Genomic DNA, 20,853 nt, shown 5'->3' with positions numbered 1-20,853 from the left:
TTGCCTTTGAGCGCAGAAACTCCCTAGAAATCACGCTTTTGAACTCTATATTATTTTTTGTAACATTGTCGTAGGCGTTAGATCTTGCAATGCAGTTAATCTTTCTAACGCCCTTGCAAACTCTTCTTCTGATAACTCACCACTGCCTAATTTTTCCTGCAATTCTTTTATCTCTTTGTCCAACCTCTGATTGAAACTTAAATCGCGTGCAAAAATCTTCTTGATTAACTCCTTAAGCTTGTCACGCATAAATTTAATTATCGAAAGAAGCCAATTTTTTTCTTTCTTCTCCTTGAGCATTTGGTAGATTTTCGGATCATCTACATCTACTTCAAAAAGGGTAAAGAGAGATTCAAAGAAATTCCAGAAATCTCCGATTACTCTTCCTTTTTCACCAGTGAAGTAATCCTCATCATCACCTTCTCCGATATGTAGCTCTGCTTGAGATGATATTTCATCGATACAACTAGAAGCCTGACGCTCACACTCGAGCCTCCTGAGCAAATCTTGTCTGGTGAGCTCCTCTATGGCTGCTTTTAGTTCATTTAGCTTCTGCTCTGCAGAGAAATCTTGCTCCCTGATTTTTCCTTGGAAGATCGAGCTACCGTTTCCGTTATTATCTGAAAAATTTTCCATTATTTTTGCCTCCTCAATAAAATTACTGCCTTTGTTGTTACCTGAAAAGCTTTCCACCATTTTTACTTCCTTCATAAAACTTAATAATTTAATTCTACAGTACTAAATATTTAAGAACTATTAATGTAAAGATGTCAATAAAATTATTTACATTTTTACACTATATATATATTATATCATGTGCTATTTAACCTTTCAATAATATTTTTTATTTTTACTGCTTCTTCAAACTCTAGCATGCACTTTTCTTAAATTATCCTTATTAATATTTGCTTTTGCCTCTATCCCACTTTTTCTTGTAAAGTATTTGATATAGATTTTATTATACTCTTTGGCATAACATTTGCAACATACTTTATCTATAAATGGAAATTATTATACTTGCAGCTAGACACAATTTGAAATAATTTACACTATAAAGTTAAGGAACGAGATCCCAGTGTCACGCACTGGGATGACAGCAGTCCTACGTCATACCGCGATTCATTCGCGGTATAGATTCCGCTAACAAGTAGCGGAATGACGAATTTTTGTTTTTCAAATTATCGGTAAGTCACTTTAGCTATATCAGAGCAATAGAGGCAGTGCGTAGAGGAGCTCACCAGACAAGATTTGCTCAGGAGGCTCGAGTGTGAGCGTCAGGCTTCTAGTTGTATCGATGAAATATCATCTCAAGCAGAGCTACATATCGGAGAAGGTGATGATGAGGATTACTTCACTGATGAAAAAGGAAGAGTACTCGGAGATTTCTGGAATTTCTTTGAACCTCTCTTCAACCTTTTTGAAGTAGATGTAGATGATCCGAAAATCTACCAAATGCTCAAGGAGAAGAAAGAAAAAAATTGGCTTCTTTCGATAATTAAATTTATGCGTGACAAGCTTAAGGAGTTAATCAAGAAGATTTTTGCACGCGATTTAAGTTTCAATCAGAAGTTGGACAAAGAGATAAAAGAATTGCAGGAGAAATTAGGCAGTGGTGAGTTATCAGAAGAAGAGTTTGCAAGGGCGTTAGAAAGATTAACTGCATTGCAAGATCTGAAACTCAGGTTACAAATGGCTGTTGTCGGATGGATTGTTACAATGTTCGCAGAGATGTTTGGAGTTGAGTTGGCGGCTGCGGTAGAGGCATCTACAGAAAAGGAAGATAAAAAAGCAGAAAAAACATCATTAAAGGAAGAAAATAAAGAAGTTTGCGAAAACGTAGAAATGAAAGTGGATGAAAGAGAAAAACCTAAAGTGCCAGTTTTCCTTTTTGAAGTTTCACCAGGATTTGTAAGGCCGGTTGTTCTGAGCAAACCAGAACTTGATCTTTTACCAAAGCCTATAATGCCTTCTATATTTAAGGAGGTTATAAACAATGAGAACCGCGAGGAAACAAAACCAAAAGTGGAAGAAGAGAAAAAAGCGAAGCCGGAGGGACCGAAGAAAGAGGTGTGTCCACCTGCTCCAAAGACTGCAACGAATACGACGGAGCAGGGGAGAAAAAAGGTTTATGGATGCGATAGTAGTAAGGAAAGAAAGAAAAACCACGATGAAAATAATAATAAGCAAGCTCTAAACCAACCTACTCAAGGCTCTGTTCCTAACGGAAAAGCTTCGAACCAACCTATCCCAAAATCTATGTCTGACAGAAAGGCTTCAGAGCAATCCGTTAAAAGTTCTGTTGCTGATTGTGGATTTGATTTTACTAACATGGGTACTTGGAATGGTGCTGAGAATGAAGGTTCTGTAAGTAATGCTCGACCACCAGGAGGATTGACTAATGATGTAAAAGTTGAGAAATGTGCAGAAGGTCAGTCAGTAGGGAAGACACCATAGTGGGGATAGCTAATACTTAGATGACAAAAAAGGGTGTCATTCCAGTACTGGAATCCAGGGGCATATAGATAGATGTCGACAGTTCGTCATTCCGCTACGTGTTAGCGGAATCTATGCTTGAGATACCGCGAATGAATCGCGGTATGACGTAGGGAACTTAGGGTTGCCAATGACTTGTCATTCCAGCGCGTGACGCTGGAATCTTGAAATTTGTGTTTTGTGAAAAAGAGTGAATGAAATTTTTTGAAAAAAAATATAAAAAAGTGCTTGCACTTAATTTTATTTTTAGTATATTAGTTACATAATATTTTTACTTAGGAGGCAATATGCATAGCGGTAATGATAAAAAAGGTTTTGATGCTGAAAAGTGGAAACGTGAGAATCCAGGTCCAGGTGGTGGGAGATTGCTGCGAATCGAAGGAGCAAGGTTTGATGATCATCGTGATGCACTTAAGGACGTACGAGAGAAGCTACGTCAGTCTAATCAGCCTAGCAGTTCTATTAGTGGATCAAGCTCTAGTGGGGTTGGTAGCAGTAATAAAAGATAGTTGTTGTAATTTAAAAATGGGGAGGTTGGTATGCCTAATAGAGAAACAGTAAGAGCATTGGTTAGTGCTTTTAATGTACATAATTATTTTTCTAATACAGTTAAAACTAATTTTAAGCTGCAAAGCAAGGGCAAGGAGGACTATATTGTAGTCTCATTTGATAAGAGTATGGATACGTATCAGTGTAGAAGATATCTGGACAGTATAAAAAGGAAGATAATACGTGAATTCTACGGCATTGAAAAAGGTAATAAAGCAGAAATATTGGATACAGCTAAGCTAATTTTTGATGTTAATTCTTTTCCGTTTGAAAACTATAAAGATGTTGAATCTTTTCCACTTAAGAACTATAAAGAAGATTGGTTCGTAGATAAACAAGGTAGTATTAAGTTTGTAACACCTATAGATAAGGGCGTGATTTTTAATTTGAAGTCTCACTTGGCTTCTTCACTTAAAAAGGATGTTCTAGAAGATATGCAAATTAGCAGCACAACTGTACCATTTAATAAGGGAGAATATTTGTGTTGTTCTAAATTTGATAATAAAGAATTAAGTCAGCAATTTAAGAGTAAGTTTTTATCAAGGATGAGAGAAAGATATAAAAATGTTCCTAAGAACCTGTTTAAAATCTTCGTAATAGGAGAGAAATGAAGGAAAGGACAATCATTTGCAAGCTGGTATTGAGTTTACGTTCGCAATTTTTCCATAGCCGTCTACACTTTTCTAACCAAGCAAAAGAACGCTCAACAACCCATCTCTTTGGCAATACAACAAAAGAATGTAATTCACTGCGCTTTATTACCTCAACAGTTGCACCAATAATATCTTTTATTTGGGTTGCAAAAATTTTTCCTGTGTAGCCTGCATCAACCAATATATTTTTGACTTCAGAAAGGGTATCTTTAGCATTTTCAACCATTCTTACAGCGCTACTACGATCAGTTACTTCTGCTGTTGTTACATAAATTGCATGTGGTAGACCTTGAGTATCAACTGCAATATGACGCTTTATGCCTGAAATCTTTTTACCTGCATCATAGCCCTTTTTTTCAGCAGTATCTGTGTTTTTAACACTTTGAGCATCAATTATACAGAAGCTAGTTTTCTCTTTCCGACCATTGTTGATACGGATCTCTCCAACCAATTTTTTTTAAAACTAATTCCAACAAACTTGGTTCTTCTCCATTCTTTTTATTCCACATTTGAAAATAGTAATATACGCTTTCCCACCTTGGAAAATCTTTTGGCAACATTCTCCACTGGCAACCACTTTTTAGGACGTATAACACTGTACGAAATACATCATACAAATCAAGTTTTCTTGGTCTCGTTTTCTTCCTGCTACTCTCTAGTATTGGTCTGATTTTTTCAAATTGCTCTCGACTCATATCACTTGGATAATTTTTACGCATAGATATACCTCATTCTTAATCTACCACTATTTTACCTCATCTCTCCGAGATTTTAAACAGGTTCTAAGAAGCCTTTAGAGGTTAATGGTAAAGACAATAGTGTATATATCAAAGATGTTTTTGATAACGCTCGTTTTATTGATAGTGTAACACGGTATAAGGCATGGCTTACAGGTATGGACCTTGGAGTTGGCAATGATGTTGATCATAGTGTGAAGTCATTTAAAAATATGATAATAAGATCTACTTATTCGGTGACAAAAGTGATGATAGATGGTTTTATACTTGCTCCTCCTTTAGGTAGGAAAGACGCCTCAGTTCTTGTGCCTGTTATACTAGATGATAAAGGAGCTAGATTATTAACACACGAAGAAGCTCTTAAACTAAATTATACATTTAATAATGTTGTGCTTGGTGATCTTAATAGTAAAACTCAAGCAAAATTATCAGTGAATGGAAGCAGTGAGGTATATGGCATAGACTTTTCCAATCCATACATTTCTCACTGTGTGATAACCAAAATAATAAAAAACTCTGTAATCAACAAAGACCATGAATTGTCCATTGACCCTGAGCTTCGTTTTCGAGCATTGTCGCGATCACCATCGACTGAACTGTTAGATATGAAATTGGAGTCTCCCACGTGTAGTCAGGGTGTAGCATCAAAGGATTCTCCCAGGCAATGGTCAGGAACGGAAACAGAAAAAGAAGAACTGCTGTATAATCCAGTAAATTCAGTTAGAACGAGTGATAGGCCATTGACAGATCTGAGTTATGCTACAACTAGTTGTGGTGTTCCAGGGATATCTAGAGATCTAAGTGCTGGTGAAGGTACGCTAACAGAGGCTAATATTCCGGATCAGAAAAGATCATCATCGATTCCTTCTTTTAGAGCATGGGATAGTTCAACATTCTTAAATTCTGAAGATTCTCTAAAAGATACGGAGAACATTTGTAATGAGGAACCTGAAAAACAGCAAGTTACTGATGAAAGTGATCGAAAAAGTAGTGATGAGGGTTCTAAAGCGAAGCCACAAAAGAATGAATCTTCGAAGAAACATGGGGGTGGTCTCCAAAGTAAAATAAAAAGTTTCTTCTCTTTATCTCCTCAGCCTAAGCAACATAACGCAAGCTTTAAGCGACATGATGAAGGGCGTGATACAAAGCGAAGTACTCCTGAAACTCCTGTAACTGAAAAACCACCTGTGTCTACACGATCTCCTTCACTCCCAATTGAAATAGTAAAAAGTCGATCCTTAAAAGTGACTCCTGTTACTGAAGTACATACCGAAAACAAGCCTACTGAATTAAATGATAGTATTACAGAACTCCCGTCACAAGGTACCGTAGGCAAACTAAACATGCCCGGGGACCGTAGTTCTAAAATTTCTGTAGATAGTGGTTTAGGGTCGCTTGAGCGGTCACAGTCACTGCCACTTACTGAAAAGTCTAGTGGTTCATCTCAGCGGAAACAAAATATATTGAAGCAATTTTTTAGTGCGTTCCTTTCTGATAAGGGTAAAACAACAAAAGATATTCTGTTTGATGAGGAAACATTCTCACGTTTTTCTTCTGGAATGCAGAAGGTACTATCTTTATCTCTTTCTTGTGATATGGTAAGTAATCTATGCCGATTTTTTCCTATTAATGAACATGAGGAGCTAATAGTATTAGCTCGTTCTGGAAAAGTGAAGAAATCACGAAGTCCTGAGGAGATTGAGCAACTATTCTCATCTTTTTCTCGTGAGGAGAAGGAAATATGCTCACTTCTTTTTTTTCCTGAGAAGCAAAACGAAATGTGTGAAAATCTTTCTCCTACCGCAAAGGAGCAAGTGGACTTATTTTGGACGATCCTTGATGAACGAGGAATTAGTGGTAACGCTTCTACAAGTTCTAAAGATAGTGGTGTTTCTTTAGGATCGTCTTCACAAAAATCGACTAGTGATACTGGAAGTGATGAAGATGGACTAGAAGCTAGTGGTGGGTCGTCAGTCTCATCGAACTCCAGTACTTCCACTGTTAGAACTAAAATGGATGCTACTAAGATCGAGCAATACTTGCAAGAAGGAAAAGAAGTTTTTGTATAAGCGGTTTGTACCTAATCCACCGCTCTCAGCCACCTAAGCGTTTTATTAGGGTTAGGGCCAAAGTCTCTGACCCTGAAAGCACTGGTGTTAGTTTTTCTTGTCCATTGTAAGTATTGTGCGGTACTATCCACTTGATCATCATGGCGAGCTTCTGGGAACATTAAAATTTCATATTCGAAATCGCTGAGCCATACTGCTTAATGCGGCAGAAAAACCCTACCAGACTCTATCACCGGAACAATTTGATAAAATCGAGTGAGTTTGTCATTGTGTGGAATTATTTCGATAATCGGTAGATCGCTATTTGCCTTTAGCTCTTGTGTTAATTGTTGACCACTCGTTTTTGCTTCGATCAAAATTGCATGTGGTGCCCATCTTGCAGCTAGTGACAGAACTTGCTCTTTAAGCTTTGGGTACTCAAGCTTTGCTCGATATACATCAAGTAAATAGAATTTATTATCTATTTTTGCCCAGGTGGTGCAGATGCTAAAGTCGCTGGAATCGTTTGTTGAAACTGCAGTGTCCCAGCTTTGAGTTACATGTGAGAGATTATCAGGGAAATTTTTATAGCGCTTTAGCCACTCTTGTTTTATTATACCACTTGAAAGCGGCAGGGGGTTTTGTTGATATTGAGCAGCAAAAGCGTAACTCCCGAGTTCAACTTTTATCATCTCAACTTCTTCTCTTCCTCCCTCCAGGGGATATAATAACTCATTCTCTTCTCTTGAGTATAATACTCTTGCAGGTAGTGTCATTCCAGCACTTGATGCTGGAATCCAGTCTTTTGCGGTTGAATTTTCTGGATCCCAGTGTCTGGGCACTGGGATGACAGGAGGGGGGGTTGGAATGACACCAGTATGGTTATTAATTGAATAAATAACCTCCTTATTTTCAGAAATCATTGGCAAACAAATGTGATGCCATATGTTTTTTGGCTTGGATAAGAGGTGCCCAGTTAAGTCTTCCAGGTGGAGCCTATGCATCACAAGCACAATTACTCCTTTTTTTCTATCGTTGAGTCTCGTTACTAAAGTCTGATCGAACCAGTTTGTGGCACGTTTTCTAAATGTTTCACTCAAAGCTTGAGCAGGGTTAAGCGGATCATCCACAATAATAAAGTCACCACCTTCACCGGTTAATGTTCCTCCAACTGATGTTGCGATTCTGTATCCTCTCTGCACTGTTTGGAATTTATATTTAGTGTTCTGGTCTTTGGATAGTTCTACCTCTGGAAATAGCTTTTTATACCAATCAGATTGCATTATGCACCTCGTATCGAGCGAATGTTTTTCGCTAAGCAACTTAGAATAACTTGCAACTATTATTCTTGCAGTTGGCTGATTTCCCAGTATCCATGCGGGCCACGCAACACCCATACATATGGACTTCATTGAACGCGGAGGCATATTGAATATTATGCGCCTTACTTCGCCAGCATTCGCTGCTTCCAGCCTGTCTGCTATGACTTTTATGTACTGATAATCATTATACTCACATCCCGGCACTACTGTTTGAAAGCACAGTTCAATGAATTTTAGAAAGTTCATGTTAGACCTCCTATAGTATCACCCAAGTAACCCCTATGGTGTTATCCAAGTGGCCGACACTGGTTCCTTTATGACGGCGTCATGCAAGTAGCTGACACTGGAATGACATCCTTTGATTTTTTATATGGTTATGCAAGAAATCTAGTGTAGATTTTTATTTATTTTATAAGATTGAAGTGTTACAGTAGCGAGCTTACAACACTACTGTTTTGTAAATTTAGTGAATAAAATTACTTCTTTAACTTTATTGAAGCGAAAAATTGATTTCCATTGCGGTAAATGAGCAACATTATTGAATCTTTACCGTTTTTCTTTACTGCTGAATCAACTTGTTTTTGAAAATCATTAGTATTTTCTATATCGGTTCCATCTAATTGGATAATAATGTCTCCTTTTTTAATACCACGCAACGTGGCATTACTGTTACTATCTACATTGGTAACTATCACACCTTTTGTAGGTACATTATTTTTACTTTCTTTTGATTCTTTTGGCAGATTTGAAACAGTTAAACCGGTTACATAATCAGATGTTGATTTATTTTCTTCTTGATTGTTATCTTGGCCATCATTTGTAGATTCTCCGATCACAACTTTAATATTAACCTCTTTGCTCTTTCTAAGTAACTTAACTTGCACTTTTTTCTCAGGTCCAGCTCTTGAAACCATTTGAGGTAATTGTGTCATTCTATCGATTTTTTTACCGTCAAATTCTAATAATATATCACCTACTTTAATCCCACCTTTTTCTGCAGGACTATCCTTTACTATACTTGCAACCAATGCGCCTTTTATATCTTTTAAACCCAAGGACTCAGCAAATTCTTTCGTTATAGGCTGAACTTGCACACCAAGCCAACCATGTTTTATTTTTTTGCCACTTTTTAATGTGTCAATAATTGACATAGCTAAATTAGATGGTATGGCAAAACCTATACCCACGTTGCCGCCAGACTCAGATGGAGAATAGATAGCAGTATTAATACCTATAACTTTTCCATTTAAATCAAATAACGGTCCTCCAGAGTTACCCCTATTAATTGCAGCATCAGTTTGAATAAATTCATTCATAGTGCCAATACTAATGTCCCTGGACCTTGCAGATATAATTCCTGTGCTTACAGAGCCACCCAAACCAAATGGGTTACCTATTGCCATAACCGTATCACCAACCCTTGCTTTATCAGAATCACCAAATGCAACAGAGGAAAGATCTTTATCAGAATTAATCTTAAGCACAGCAAGATCAGTTCTTGCATCATAGCCTAAAACTTCTGCTTTGAAATAAGTATTATCGTTCATAGTAACTGTGATATCTTTAGCGTTTTTAATAACGTGATAATTGGTTACTATAGTTCCACCTTTATCTATAATAAACCCAGAACCAAGCAACACCACCTCTTTGTTAACACTAGGGCCCCTATCCATAAAAAACTGATCAAAATGCTCAAAAAACTCTCTAAAATCATCAAAAAAATTATTTCCTGGCATAGATGGAACTCTAGTTCTGCTGTTATTTTCTTGTTTGATGATTTGTTCGCTTGAAATATTTACAACCGCAGGAATGAGTTCTTCCACTAAATCGGCAAGTCCTTGATTACAGTTGCATGCAGTAGTGCTAGCATCAACGACCTTTTTTGCATTCCAATCAAACATATTAGCATACGAAGAAAACGCAATTAGAAAATATGCAAATATAGATAAAATAAATGCCTTACTTTTCATAAATTATTTCCATCCTTTATTTAAAATATCTAAAAAGTTATTGTTTGGTGAAAGTACAAATTTAGTATTATTTTCGGCAAATGATTTACTGTAAGCGCTCATAGAGCGATAAAAGTTAAAGAACTCTTCATCAACCTTAAATGCCTCATTATAAATTCTAGTTGCTTCAGCATAACCACGGCCCCTTATTTCGTACGATTCTTTTACTGCACTGGAGATAATTTCCCTTTTTAATTTATCAGCTTTTGATCTAACTTCCTGCCCAGCTTGCTCTCCTTCTGCTCTAATTTCTTTTGCTTCTTTTTCCCTTTCAGTTTGCATACGGCGAAATATTGCAGAACTATTTTCTTCTGGTAAATCTGCTCTCTTAATTCTTACATCTATTATTTCTATGCCAAATTTTTCAGCTTCAGAATAAACTCCACGCTGAATCAATTGCATAACCTCTGATCTTTTTTCATTCAACAAGCTAATCAACGAAAATCTGCCTATATTTTCTCTTATGTGAGCTTCTATAACCGGATATAATCTTCTAACCAGACCTGATTCATTCCTCACAGCCTGGTAAAAAGTAACAGGATTTGTTATTTTATATTTTGCATACGCATCTACTATAATACGTTTTTGATCCGCTGTTATCACTTCCCTTGGGATCTTATCAGGACTTAAATCTAAAACTCTTTTATCAAGAAACTCTACACTATTTATGAATGGCAACTTAAAATATAAGCCACTTTCCCTAACATCCCTTACAACTTTACCCAGTTGTATAACTATTGCTTGCTTTGTTTCTTGCACAACAAATATTGAATTAGATAAAACAATCAATAAAACAACAAATACAGAAACAAAAACAATTTTAATATTACTACTCATGGTTATTTTCCTAAATTTGTAAGAGGTAAATAAGAAAACATACCTTTCAGATCATCAGTTACAACAACTTTGTCTACCTTACTGAAAATATTTTCCATAGTTTCAAGATAAATACGATTCTTAACGAGAGAAGGATTCTGTCTATATTCCTCATAAAGAGATAAAAAGCGATTTGCATTACCTTTTGCTTCATTTATTATTTCATTTTCATATGCTTGTGCATCTAATTTTATCTTTATCGCTTCACCCTTTGCTCGAGGTATAATATCATTATTATAAGCATATGCTTCGTTTATAGTACGCTCTTTGTCTGCACGAGCACTTTGTACATCTCTAAACGAACTGATTACTTTTTCTGGTGGATCAATTTTTTTCATTTGAACAGATAAAATCTCTATACCCATTTGGTATCCATCAAGAATCTGCTGCAATAGAATTCTAGTATCTCTAGAAATTTCTGGTCTGCCTTGACCAAGTGCAAAAGAGATCGTATTTTTACCTATTATTTCTCTCATGGCACTTTCAGCAGCATTTTTAACACTGAAACCGGGTTTGTAATCCCGCACTTTGAATAAATAGTCCTTAGCATCTCTAACGCGCCATTGAACCTCGAAGTTAACGTTGACTATATTTTCATCTCCAGTTAGCATCACGCCTTCACCGCGATCTGTATCTCGCCCATAAGAACTACTTACCCCAATTTCTTCACGATTTACTTCCTTAACGTTCACTTTAAAAACCTTGCCAATAGGGTAGGGGAAGTGATAACGCAAACCAGGTGTTTCTGTATTAGAATATTTACCAAAGGTAAGTTCTATACTTTCTTCACTAGGATGGACAATATAAAAGCCAGTGCAAGCATAGAACAGCAAAATAATGAAAATGATGAAATAAGGTTTTTTGCCCCTGTTTCTGGTTAATCCATTAAGAAAGAACCTTATATCAGATACAGCTTTACTTAAAATATCTTCATTATTAGGAGTTTTGTTCCCTACCGGTTTCTTTCCCAGATTCCAAGGATTATTATCATCAAACATAATGATTGATTCTATAATTAATACGCTAATATTACTTCTTTAATAAGAAAATGCAAACATAAATTGCTATTTTATTTACAAATTAATCATCAGGATGGAAAACATGATCGTACACTTCCTTTTCTCTATGTAATATGGTCGACTCTATGGAATTTTCTGGCTTTTTTTTGAATTCTTTGTTGTCACTCTTTAAGTGCACTACGTCTTTGTGAAAATGGGAATTATACCTAAATAGTAAAGCTATTATTATTAAAGTTATAACAGCCAAAAAGATGAGTGTTCTTTTTCTATACTTCATAAATGCTGCAGCTTCTTGACCTAATTTTCTATGTTACCACAAAACACGTCAAGCGAAATTATTTGAAGACAAATAAATACTGGCAATCAATTTAACACTAACTTAAGAATCAAGGAATACAATTATAATATATTTAATTAATAGTGAGGTTTAAAATGTTACATAATGAAAAAAATTCAAATTCTGTTGGAACTCAACAAAACCAACCAGAAGATAGTTTTGATTTGAATAAAACGATGCAAAATCTACCAAATTCAGATATTGCTAATGATCCCAAGAAGCTAAAAGAAAGAATTACTGACCTGTTAAAAGGGGATACAAAATTCTCTAAGATGAAACAAGGAGATAAGATTCTTGTAGTAAGTGCAGCAAGTGGATTATTTACGGCAGTACTACCACTTTTGGCAGTTGGTGCAACACTTGCTATACCAGGTGCTATAGTTGGTCTTGCTTTATATTTCGCTGTAAAAGTCGCTGTAAAAACAGTTCAATCTGGATATAAAGGGCTCAAGTGGTCAGCAGAAAAAACAGTTGATGGGGCGAAATATACTGCTGGGAAAGTTAAGGACGCATCAACATACGCTGCCGGAAAAGTTAGAGATGGTGCTGTGCATGTTAAAGATAAGGTGAAAGAAGGTTATGAACATTCAGTAGATTCACTGAAAAAAGGCGCTAGTTTTGTAGGCGAAGGAGTGGCAAATAAGTTCCATAAGGCATCTGGTGAGACGGACTATTTAGATAAGGTAAAAAGGTTTACTCCAGATGCAATTAAGAAATCTGACGAAATAAGAAATGATATGAAAGCAATTTTTGCTGATAAAGGAAATAATTCTGGGTTAGTGAAAAATGTACTTTCTGGAATATCGTCAGAAATTGATTTAAAAATGGCAGAGAAGGCAAAATCAGGGGAGATTGAACATACTTCTGGATGGCAAGTACAGAAAGAATTCATTAATAATTTAAATGAAAAAAGCTTGCATAACTTGTTAACACAAAGGTCATTACCTAAAGGTAGTTATTTCATCGACAGTGTTTTCTCTGAACATTACGATGAAATTAAGAAGGTTATTAAAGAATGTAGAGAAAATCATTTGTACTCAAGCGTAAGCAATATGTTTGACAGAGCAGAGAAAAAAGCTAACAGGCCTTCTGTCAAAAGTTTAACTAGGTCTGTGTCATCATCATTCTCTTCACTGGGAAGAAAAGGCTCTGAACAATCTAACAGCTTGTCAAAAAGCAATTCACTAAATTCTATAGGAACTGAAAGTACTGCTACTGTCTCTGATTCAGATTCTCAGAACTTTGCAACAGTCCGTAGAAGCAATTCATCTAGTAGCTTAACTCCTAAGCTTACTCCAGTTGCTCCACCAGAACTACCTAGAAGCGCCTCATTGACTAACTTAAATGGACAAAGTTCTTTCAGTGAAGATGTTCTCAGTGATCCTATTGTGGAGCAAAACCTGGATAGTTTGAGTAACAGAACTCTCACTCACAGTAATTCTACTGATAGTGGAATGGGTTCTGGTTCTTCTACGCTAACAAGAAAACAAGTTCTTCCTTTAAAAGAAGAATTTGACAGAGAACTCGAAGAAAAGTTGGCAAAACGACGCGCATCTCTAGATCAACCTAGTGCAGAACCTGTCAACTCAAGAGCTACAGCAACTCCAGGAACAGTGTAATAAGTAAAACTTCTACCTTCTCCAAAAGGATGTTACTCAATGAGTAACGTCCTTTTTTTGTTTTTAAACTATAGAAAAATCCTAGATCCCAGCGGTATGCGTACAACCGTATGAACATTGTGATTTCTCTGCTAGGAAAGGTGTCATCCGAGTAGCTGACACTGGGATGGCTTTGTTGCATAGCAACTGAAAAAATCTGGTGGCTACTGACAAAATTCATTATAAAATAGCCATTTAACCTTGAAAGAAAAAATATGCCACAAAAAATGAGGGTCAGTAACCATAGCGAATATAACAAATTTCTAGAAAAAAGAGGAAATATTTTTCATTATATCAACGAAGCCATAGAAAAGTGGTACGAGAATGGTCCAAAAATACCAGGTGGCAACAATATTTATAGCGATAAAGTTGTAATTTTGGTGCACATAATAACTTGTTTATTTAGAATAGGCCTGAGGCAAACAGTTGGGTTTATAGCAGGATACCTTGAGCAAATTGGGAAAAATTTGCAAGTTATCAGCTATTCACAATCATCAAGAAGGTTTAAGAAACTTAATATTAAGATCAATGATTGCAGAATTGATAAAAATAATATGGAAGATATCGAAATTGCTATAGACAGTACAGGAATTAGTATATACAACAACACTCCTGGTCATAGCAAGGAAAATAGCGAAGATAGAAAGTATCGCAGCTATGAACAGACAAGAAAATTGCATGTAATGTTGAATACAAACAGCAAAAAAGCCATAGCTGTAAAATACAGTAATGGTGTCTACTCTGATCACTATGGAGCTTGTGATTTGCTAAAAGAAGTCGATTTTCAGTATGTCATAAAAGTACTATATGCAGATAGGGCATATGATAGAGAAAAGCTCTATAAGCTGTGTAATCAATATGGTATAAAAACGAAAATTCCTCCGAAAAACAACGCAGCAGAGCATCCAAAATTGGATTATATGCTTGATAGAAATGCCGCTATTCAGTTAATGAAATTACATGGTGAGAATGGTATAAAAAGATGGAAAGAAGAAGTAAATTACGGAAAAAGATCGTATATTGAAGGATTTTTCTCAAGGTTGAAGCGAATATTTGGGTTTAGTTTTAGGAGCAAATCTGAGATTAATCGTGAGAAGGAACTACTTGTTAAATGCTATTTGCTCAATAAGTTCACTGATATTGGTATGGCTAAATTTGAGATAGCTTCATAAATTTATTGTGCGTTACCTACTATCCGAAGAGCGATGCAACAAAGCCATCCCAGTGTCAAGCACTGGGATGACAAAAAAAGGAGCACTGGAATGGCACCATTTGTTATGTTTAACAAAGTTCGTACTTAGCTTCATGTTAGCCATAAATATTTAAGAAATTTACCAAATGGAAAAAAAGGCAAAAGAAGCCCCATGGTTAACTAGTTCTGACACTGGTTTCCATCCAAGACGGCAGTAGCCCCTTCGGTGTCATTCCAGTGTCAAGCACTGGAATGACAAAGGAGAGCAGTGTCAGCTACTTGGATGACACCTTTTTTCTACTTAGTGTGGGTTATACAAGAAGTCTATTGTATGGCTATTGCTGGTCGTATATTACTTATAGCTTATCTATTCAAATTGCAACTTTGTTTTTCATAATTAATTATTGACAGAAATTATTAATTGGGTTATTATTAAATTATCGTTAACAAGTGAGGCAAAGAAATGATGATATCCAATAATTCTTCATTGCTAAAAGATAGTCAGGAGCTTACTAAAACTAAGCAGACTATATGGAAACCTTTAATTGCTGTTTCATTATTATCTATATTTAGTTTCATATCTGGTCAATATCTTCCTTATGTTATTATAGCAGTTTCTGGTTCTGGTCCTATTGCAGCAGTTCCTTTAGCAATTTTTGCTGTTTCTACGGCTGTTGCATTGATTTCAAAAATATATCTCATTAGACTGGCCGTTTCTAGAGCTGACAATAAGAAAGAAGAACCACAAAAATTTGTGTGTGAAAATTGTACTAATCTGGAGAATAAATCAAGTGTGCCTACTCCTACACCGCCTCCAGTAACATTGGGTACACAACCAAATCCAAGTGTCAGTGTACCACCGCCGCCACCTCCTCCATTGCCACAAGATGCTGCACTACCACCTCCGCCTCCGCATTTTTTTTACAGCTTCCAAGCGTACGGAGCAACCTAAGAATGATGCACCGAAGAAGGCTGGTGAACCTGAGAATAATAATCATTCTACTCTGTTTGAACAGATAAGAGGAGGTACTACGTTAAAAAGAGTGAGCAGCAACAAGAGTGGGCAGCAACAAAATTTTACAAATGAATTGAAAGCAAAATTAGAAAGTAGTGGGGGCACTGACAAAAAAGAAACACCAGAAGAGTTTGCTGCAAGAATAGATAGGGAGCAAGCAGAGAGAAAGAAGTCGGATGATAATGATTCAGATTGGACAAAGAGACTTAAGGAGAGAGTAACAGTCATGCGATTCTCAGATAGTGAAAGTGAGCATTCTGATTCTATTAGCGATTCAGGTTGGACTACAGATGAAAGCAAAGACAAACAGAAAGAGATAGAGCAGGAAAAAGAGGAGCAGACAAAACACACAAATTCCCCATCAAGCAAGGAAGAAGGAAGCGGGGGTCTTGACAGTGGTATAGGATCTAGAGCCACATCTCCGATACATCCTGAACAAGAAACAGAGGAGTCACCGGTACCGCCAAGTTCGTGTGTTGATTCACCACAAGTAAATAATGTTGACTCAGTGGATAATGAGGTGCAAGATTCACCTCCTCTTTCTGTTGAGGATCGCATAGCACAGTTTGGTGGAAAAGCGTTGCGATGCCAAAAGGAAAATGTTGTACAAGGACTATGATAACTATGAAATGGTCAGCCATGCACTTCCCTTCCTTTTCAAAATAAGTTTACCTACAGGTCTGATTGTATTAAGATTACTTAATACAATCAGATCTATTATATGCGTTTATCCAAATATTACCTGCCAACTCTAAAGGAAAAGCCTGCCCATGCTAAAATTATCTCCCATCAATATTCTTTGCGTGCAGGTTTAATAAAGCAGATAGCATCTGGCATCTATACGTGGTTACCACTTGGTCTCTTAGTGCTTAAGAATATTGAAGATATTATCAGAGATGAAATGAACAAATCCGGTGCTATTGAAGCATTAATGCCTTGTGTGCAACCAGCAAATCTTTGGCGAGAATCAGGGCGTTACGATGATTACGGTAAGGAAATGCTACGCATAAAGGATAGGCATGAGGAAGATATGCTTTTTGGTCCAACGCATGAGGAGATAGCAACTGATTTAATTAGAGATGTGGTAAAAAGTTACAAAGATTTGCCACTTTGTTTATACCAAATTCAATGGAAATTTCGTGATGAGGTAAGACCACGTTATGGTGTTATGAGGGGCAGGGAATTTTTGATGAAGGATGCATACAGTTTTGATGTAGATTACGAAGGTGCACTGAATTCATATAATTTGATGTACAAAACTTACATAAAAATCTTCAAACGCATGGGACTTACCCCAATTGGAGTGAGAGCTGATACGGGGCCAATTGGAGGAAATTTGAGCCACGAGTTTCATATATTGGCAAACACTGGTGAGAGCACTTTATATTATGACAATAAATTTTCTGAACTACTAGAAAGTGAAGATATTGAAAGTTTGAAGAGTATATACGCAGTTGCAGATGATATGCATGATCCTGAGACTTGCCCTATATCACAAGAGCAGTTAAATGTTAGTAAAGGTATTGAAATAGGGCATATTTTTTATTTTGGCGACAAATACTCAAAGCCTATGAAGGCAAGTGTTACTTCTCAAGATGGAAAAAATGTCAATATACATATGGGTTCGTATGGCATTGGGGTTTCAAGACTTGTTGGTGCGATAATAGAAGCTTTTCATGATGATAAGGGAATTATCTGGCCGGAGGAGGTAGCTCCTTTCAGAATTGGTTTAATCAATTTACAAACGAAAGTAACGGAGACTGCAGATAAAATATACAAAGCTTTGAAGAGCGATGAAGTGCTTTACGATGACACGGAAGGAAGTGTAGGAGTAAAATTTTCTAGAATGGATCTGATGGGCTTGCCGTGGCAAATAATTGTCGGAAAAAAGGCAATAGATGAAAAGATAGTTGAAGTAAAAAATAGAGCAACTGGAGAGGTAAAGGAAATGCAGATTGAAGAAGCAATAAATCACTTTAGCACAAAATGATACACGGTATCGGCACTGACATAGTATATATACCAAGAGTATCGAGGATATTACAAAAATACGGGGAAAAATTTCTCAATAGAATCTACACTAAAAAAGAAATAGAGCTAAGTAGAAAGTATAATAGTCAAGAAATGCGAGCAAGGTATTTTGCTAAACGCTTTGCAGCAAAAGAAGCTTTTGTTAAAGCACGAGGTACTGGATTTAGTCAGGGCATTACAATGAAAGATATAGAAATATACAATGATGTGAGAGGCAAGCCGTATCTTACCGTTAGCAAGGATTTTATCTCCAAAATTCATCTTTCTCTAAGTGACGATGGAGATTACGCTACTGCATTTGTTGTAATTTGCGTCTATAGCTCACACAGATAAAGTTTACTCTTTTGTCATCCTATGGCTTACTGTATGAACATTCATTTTTAAAGGTAAACTGCACAGCAAATGGTCAGTGCTTGACACTGTCCTCCTTTGTCATCCCAGTGCCCAGACACTGGCTTTCTGCAATCTCATCGAAAACGTTTTTCTATGCTAGTTTGCTTGCTCACAAGCAAACTTTCCTGGATCCAAGTAGTCAGGGCACTGGGATGACATCTTTGTTGTGTTTAACAAAAACAAATGTTCGTACAGTTGTGGAATGAATCGCAGTATAGCTATAGCATACACAAACAACTAAAAAAACATAGCGGTTTTTCTATGATTTTAGTATAATTCTAGCTTTACCTAAACAAAAAGATGAATTATTTAATGGACTGTGTTTTAACGTCTCTTTCCTTACCATTTTCAATTACCGAGAATTATTTATTAATTACTGCATTGATTCCACTTTTGAGTGGGTTAGCTATTTTTTTTACTGGTAAATGGCCCGGAGTGAACAATAGTATTACTGTCACTTCTTCTGTACTTCTGTTTACGTATACGTGTCTGTGCACTTTATATTGGGTATATGATGATTATTCTCAATTTATTCTCATGGATTTTGGTAATAATTTGCACATTAGTTTAAAGCTAGAGTCTACCGGAGTAATATTCAGTTTATTAATATCGTTTTTATGGGTGCTGACCAGTATATATGCAATATGTTATATGCAGAATAACTATGCTGATAGCAATCACTCAAGTTTTCTATGCTTTTTTTCAATATCGATTAGCTGTGCAATGTTTATTGCTTTTTCTGGAGACTTGCTCACTACATTTGTCTTTTATGAGCTTCTAACTATTAGTACATACCCTCTGGTTACTTACAACTCAACAAATGAATCAATGATTGCAGGACGCTATTACTTTGGCGTGCTATTTTTCTCTTCTTTGGTATTGTTTTTTCCTGCAATAGGCCTTTTATATAATGAATTTCATACTTTAGACTTTGTAAGCGGTGGAATATTCAAATTTGATACTTCACTCATCACTTTCATTGCAGCGTGTTTTGCTATGCTGATTTACGGAATAGGAAAAGCTGCATTAATGCCAATGCATTTTTGGTTACCAAAAGCAATGGTTGCACCAACTCCTGTAAGCGCACTACTGCATGCTGTTGCTGTTGTGAAATCCGGAGTTTTCATCATCATAAAAGTTATATTATACACTTTCGGCGTCGATAACATGCAACGTTTTGTGCAGCAAAATTGGTTTGCTGGAGGGTGGCTTCCGTACGCTGCTGGATTTACTATTATTACTGCATCATTGATTGCACTAAAGCAAAAAGAATTAAAGAAGTTGCTTGCTTACTCTACCATCTCTCAATTGTCGTATATTATATTATTCGCTTCAATTTTTAGTGATCTCAGCATGAGGGTTGCAATTTTTCAATTAGTTTGCCACGCATTTGCAAAAATCACTTTGTTTTTCGTTGCCGGAGCAATAATAACGAGAGCAGGTGAGAAATATATAGATAAGATTTACGGTATAGGACGCAGTATGCCAATTAGCATGACAGCATTTGCTATAGGTGCATTGTCTATGATAGGGGTGCCGCCTGCTCCGACTTTTTGGGGTAAATTTCTCATTTTTCAAGCTGTTTTCAACTCTGGCAATGTAATACTTTCTGTGTTTGTAACTCTAGTGTTAATTGTTAGTACTATACTCAACGCTCTGTACTTTTTACCGATAATTTACAACGCCTTTTTCTTAAAACCTTCTCAGAATTACTTTATTAAAAAAACACCAATTCTTCTAGTTTTACCTCCAGTTATTACTGCTATGTGCACTTTGGTTATTTTTCTTAGCTACCAAGTAATATTTTAAAATCTGTATTTATAACCATTAACAATAAATTTAAATGGTATTATACCAGCCAGAGTTGCTTTTATATTCGACAAAGTGAAGCTAATCTCCACAGTATCCTCCTTATTTTGCTCGGTTGTAAAAACTACAGTAGCATTTCCAGCAAATGTAACTAAGTCCTTGGTCGATCGATCAATAGATAATGTTATTACATTTATGTTGGCGATTTTTCTTTTAGATAAAGACAAATTACCAGCTTCATTATTCGTTTTTTCCTGAAAGCCTTGATAGATTTTATGTATAGAATTGTTTCTTATAAAATTTTCTTGGTACTTCGGTTCAACGGTCTTAATGGACTCGTATATTTCAATGTATTTACTTATTAAGTACCTCGCTGTGGAAGTGTATTCATCTTCCTTTTTACTGAAACTAAGCTTATGCATTGCAGAGAACTCATCTTCTGTGTGGTTCATATACTTCACAAAATTTAAATCTTTTTTAACAGGAAATAACAGGTATATGTTTAATGTTAATAAACATAAGCATACTAGGAGAAGCGATACTATTAATGCCATCCAAGATCTTTCTGCTACACAAAACAGATACCTATGGCAGTACCATTCGACTGCTTTACTGAAATAACTTTTGTTTTTTACTGATTCAAGCAATTTATCTTCCATAACACAATGCTACCAGACCCAATTATAATAACAATAAGCTTAGATACTCTAAA

The 20,853-nt window shown here is 36.2% G+C and carries 18 protein-coding genes and 2 pseudogenes; 13 read left to right on the top strand and 7 right to left on the bottom strand.

The annotated features are described in order from the left end of the window. Window positions 1-78 precede the first annotated feature (78 nt). Window positions 79-696 (bottom strand): annotated as a pseudogene (locus AAGD72_RS05890) (hypothetical protein); the annotation flags it as partial. 552 nt (window positions 697-1,248) lie between these two features. Here AAGD72_RS05890 and AAGD72_RS05885 point away from each other — a divergent pair. The 3 genes from AAGD72_RS05885 (at window position 1,249) to AAGD72_RS05875 (ending at window position 3,653) form a co-directional block, all read left to right on the top strand. Further along, the gene (locus tag AAGD72_RS05885) at window positions 1,249-2,454 is read left to right on the top strand and encodes a hypothetical protein (protein WP_341814784.1); all 1,206 of its coding nucleotides are present in this window, start codon (window positions 1,249-1,251) and stop codon (window positions 2,452-2,454) included. Between the two features lie 326 nt (window positions 2,455-2,780). Continuing rightward, window positions 2,781-3,002 carry a hypothetical protein gene (locus AAGD72_RS05880; RefSeq protein ID WP_264329650.1) on the top strand — a complete coding sequence of 74 codons (222 nt, stop codon included), beginning with the start codon at window positions 2,781-2,783 and terminating at the stop codon, window positions 3,000-3,002. A gap of 30 nt (window positions 3,003-3,032) precedes the next feature. Beyond that, window positions 3,033-3,653, top strand: coding sequence for a hypothetical protein (locus AAGD72_RS05875; protein ID WP_341814783.1), 621 nt, complete (start codon window positions 3,033-3,035; stop codon window positions 3,651-3,653). Here the strand turns inward: AAGD72_RS05875 and AAGD72_RS05870 are convergent. Continuing rightward, window positions 3,625-4,414, bottom strand: a protein-coding gene (locus tag AAGD72_RS05870) for an IS5 family transposase (RefSeq protein ID WP_341814566.1) whose coding sequence is annotated in 2 segments (ribosomal slippage) — window positions 3,625-4,152 and window positions 4,154-4,414 — 789 coding nt in all. Because the reading frame shifts where the segments join, the coding sequence is not laid out codon by codon here. The two genes, AAGD72_RS05875 and AAGD72_RS05870, sit on opposite strands and share 29 nt — an antisense overlap. 176 nt (window positions 4,415-4,590) lie before the next feature. Between AAGD72_RS05870 and AAGD72_RS05865 the strand changes: the two genes are divergently transcribed. Next, on the top strand, window positions 4,591-6,501 hold the full coding sequence (locus tag AAGD72_RS05865) for a hypothetical protein (protein ID WP_341814782.1): 1,911 nt from the start codon (window positions 4,591-4,593) through the stop codon (window positions 6,499-6,501). Window positions 6,502-6,512: 11 nt separating this feature from the next. Here AAGD72_RS05865 and terL read toward each other — a convergent pair. The 4 genes and pseudogenes from terL to hflK all read right to left on the bottom strand — a co-directional run bounded on the left by terL (window position 6,513) and on the right by hflK (window position 11,685). Then, a pseudogene (gene terL / locus AAGD72_RS05860) lies at window positions 6,513-8,048 on the bottom strand (phage terminase large subunit). A gap of 230 nt (window positions 8,049-8,278) precedes the next feature. Continuing rightward, the gene (locus AAGD72_RS05855; RefSeq protein WP_015589225.1) at window positions 8,279-9,772 is read right to left on the bottom strand and encodes a DegQ family serine endoprotease; all 1,494 of its coding nucleotides are present in this window, start codon (window positions 9,770-9,772) and stop codon (window positions 8,279-8,281) included. A 3-nt stretch (window positions 9,773-9,775) separates the two neighbouring features. Continuing rightward, the gene (gene hflC, locus AAGD72_RS05850; protein ID WP_012673275.1) at window positions 9,776-10,648 is read right to left on the bottom strand and encodes a protease modulator HflC; all 873 of its coding nucleotides are present in this window, start codon (window positions 10,646-10,648) and stop codon (window positions 9,776-9,778) included. A 2-nt stretch (window positions 10,649-10,650) separates the two neighbouring features. Beyond that, window positions 10,651-11,685 carry an FtsH protease activity modulator HflK gene (gene hflK / locus AAGD72_RS05845; protein ID WP_010962866.1) on the bottom strand — a complete coding sequence of 345 codons (1,035 nt, stop codon included), beginning with the start codon at window positions 11,683-11,685 and terminating at the stop codon, window positions 10,651-10,653. Window positions 11,686-12,138: 453 nt separating this feature from the next. Between hflK and walE1 the strand changes: the two genes are divergently transcribed. The 9 genes from walE1 (at window position 12,139) to AAGD72_RS05800 (ending at window position 20,141) form a co-directional block, all read left to right on the top strand. Next, window positions 12,139-13,662: an actin bundler gene (gene walE1, locus AAGD72_RS05840; protein WP_264339096.1), complete on the top strand. Its 1,524-nt coding sequence runs from the start codon at window positions 12,139-12,141 to the stop codon at window positions 13,660-13,662. Between the two features lie 254 nt (window positions 13,663-13,916). Next, on the top strand, window positions 13,917-14,873 hold the full coding sequence (locus AAGD72_RS05835; protein ID WP_341814569.1) for an IS5 family transposase: 957 nt from the start codon (window positions 13,917-13,919) through the stop codon (window positions 14,871-14,873). A 7-nt stretch (window positions 14,874-14,880) separates the two neighbouring features. Continuing rightward, on the top strand, window positions 14,881-15,027 hold the full coding sequence (locus AAGD72_RS05830) for a hypothetical protein (protein WP_264339505.1): 147 nt from the start codon (window positions 14,881-14,883) through the stop codon (window positions 15,025-15,027). Window positions 15,028-15,356: 329 nt separating this feature from the next. Then, window positions 15,357-15,845: a hypothetical protein gene (locus AAGD72_RS05825; protein WP_341814781.1), complete on the top strand. Its 489-nt coding sequence runs from the start codon at window positions 15,357-15,359 to the stop codon at window positions 15,843-15,845. A gap of 91 nt (window positions 15,846-15,936) precedes the next feature. After that, the gene (locus tag AAGD72_RS05820; RefSeq protein WP_341814780.1) at window positions 15,937-16,527 is read left to right on the top strand and encodes a hypothetical protein; all 591 of its coding nucleotides are present in this window, start codon (window positions 15,937-15,939) and stop codon (window positions 16,525-16,527) included. Window positions 16,528-16,629: 102 nt separating this feature from the next. After that, complete coding sequence (proS, locus tag AAGD72_RS05815; protein ID WP_341814779.1) at window positions 16,630-17,898, top strand: proline--tRNA ligase; 1,269 nt, start codon at window positions 16,630-16,632, stop codon at window positions 17,896-17,898. Continuing rightward, window positions 17,895-18,272, top strand: a complete 378-nt coding sequence (locus AAGD72_RS05810) for a holo-[acyl-carrier-protein] synthase (RefSeq protein ID WP_341814778.1) — start codon at window positions 17,895-17,897, stop codon at window positions 18,270-18,272. Before proS ends, AAGD72_RS05810 begins: the two co-directional genes overlap by 4 nt. An 80-nt stretch (window positions 18,273-18,352) precedes the next feature. Next, entirely contained in the window at window positions 18,353-18,538 is a 186-nt protein-coding gene (locus AAGD72_RS05805) for a hypothetical protein (protein WP_265040751.1), read from the top strand. A gap of 106 nt (window positions 18,539-18,644) precedes the next feature. After that, the gene (locus AAGD72_RS05800; protein WP_341815142.1) at window positions 18,645-20,141 is read left to right on the top strand and encodes a proton-conducting transporter membrane subunit; all 1,497 of its coding nucleotides are present in this window, start codon (window positions 18,645-18,647) and stop codon (window positions 20,139-20,141) included. On the opposite strand, the gene AAGD72_RS05795 is transcribed toward AAGD72_RS05800, so the two are convergent. Continuing rightward, window positions 20,138-20,800 (bottom strand): hypothetical protein, encoded by a 663-nt coding sequence (locus AAGD72_RS05795; RefSeq protein WP_006280401.1) that lies wholly within the window; start codon window positions 20,798-20,800, stop codon window positions 20,138-20,140. The two genes, AAGD72_RS05800 and AAGD72_RS05795, sit on opposite strands and share 4 nt — an antisense overlap. Window positions 20,801-20,853: the final 53 nt, after the last annotated feature.

Source organism: Wolbachia endosymbiont (group A) of Chalcis sispes, assembly GCF_964026765.1.
In the GTDB taxonomy this organism is placed as follows: Bacteria; Pseudomonadota; Alphaproteobacteria; order Rickettsiales; family Anaplasmataceae; genus Wolbachia; species Wolbachia pipientis.
This window is presented reverse-complemented; position numbering and strand designations above follow the sequence as displayed.

Bases quoted from the DNA above. Each gene is read 5' to 3' on its own strand.
- hflC (WP_012673275.1), bottom strand. From the start codon at position 10,648: ATGAGTAGTAATATTAAAATTGTTTTTGTTTCTGTATTTGTTGTTTTA.
- proS (WP_341814779.1), top strand. From the start codon at position 16,630: ATGCGTTTATCCAAATATTACCTGCCAACTCTAAAGGAAAAGCCTGCC.
- hflK (WP_010962866.1), bottom strand. From the start codon at position 11,685: ATGTTTGATGATAATAATCCTTGGAATCTGGGAAAGAAACCGGTAGGG.
- AAGD72_RS05880 (WP_264329650.1), top strand. From the start codon at position 2,781: ATGCATAGCGGTAATGATAAAAAAGGTTTTGATGCTGAAAAGTGGAAA.
- AAGD72_RS05835 (WP_341814569.1), top strand. From the start codon at position 13,917: ATGCCACAAAAAATGAGGGTCAGTAACCATAGCGAATATAACAAATTT.
- AAGD72_RS05875 (WP_341814783.1), top strand. From the start codon at position 3,033: ATGCCTAATAGAGAAACAGTAAGAGCATTGGTTAGTGCTTTTAATGTA.
- AAGD72_RS05865 (WP_341814782.1), top strand. From the start codon at position 4,591: ATGGACCTTGGAGTTGGCAATGATGTTGATCATAGTGTGAAGTCATTT.
- AAGD72_RS05855 (WP_015589225.1), bottom strand. From the start codon at position 9,772: ATGAAAAGTAAGGCATTTATTTTATCTATATTTGCATATTTTCTAATT.
- AAGD72_RS05810 (WP_341814778.1), top strand. From the start codon at position 17,895: ATGATACACGGTATCGGCACTGACATAGTATATATACCAAGAGTATCG.
- AAGD72_RS05825 (WP_341814781.1), top strand. From the start codon at position 15,357: ATGATGATATCCAATAATTCTTCATTGCTAAAAGATAGTCAGGAGCTT.
- AAGD72_RS05800 (WP_341815142.1), top strand. From the start codon at position 18,645: ATGGACTGTGTTTTAACGTCTCTTTCCTTACCATTTTCAATTACCGAG.
- walE1 (WP_264339096.1), top strand. From the start codon at position 12,139: ATGTTACATAATGAAAAAAATTCAAATTCTGTTGGAACTCAACAAAAC.
- AAGD72_RS05795 (WP_006280401.1), bottom strand. From the start codon at position 20,800: ATGGAAGATAAATTGCTTGAATCAGTAAAAAACAAAAGTTATTTCAGT.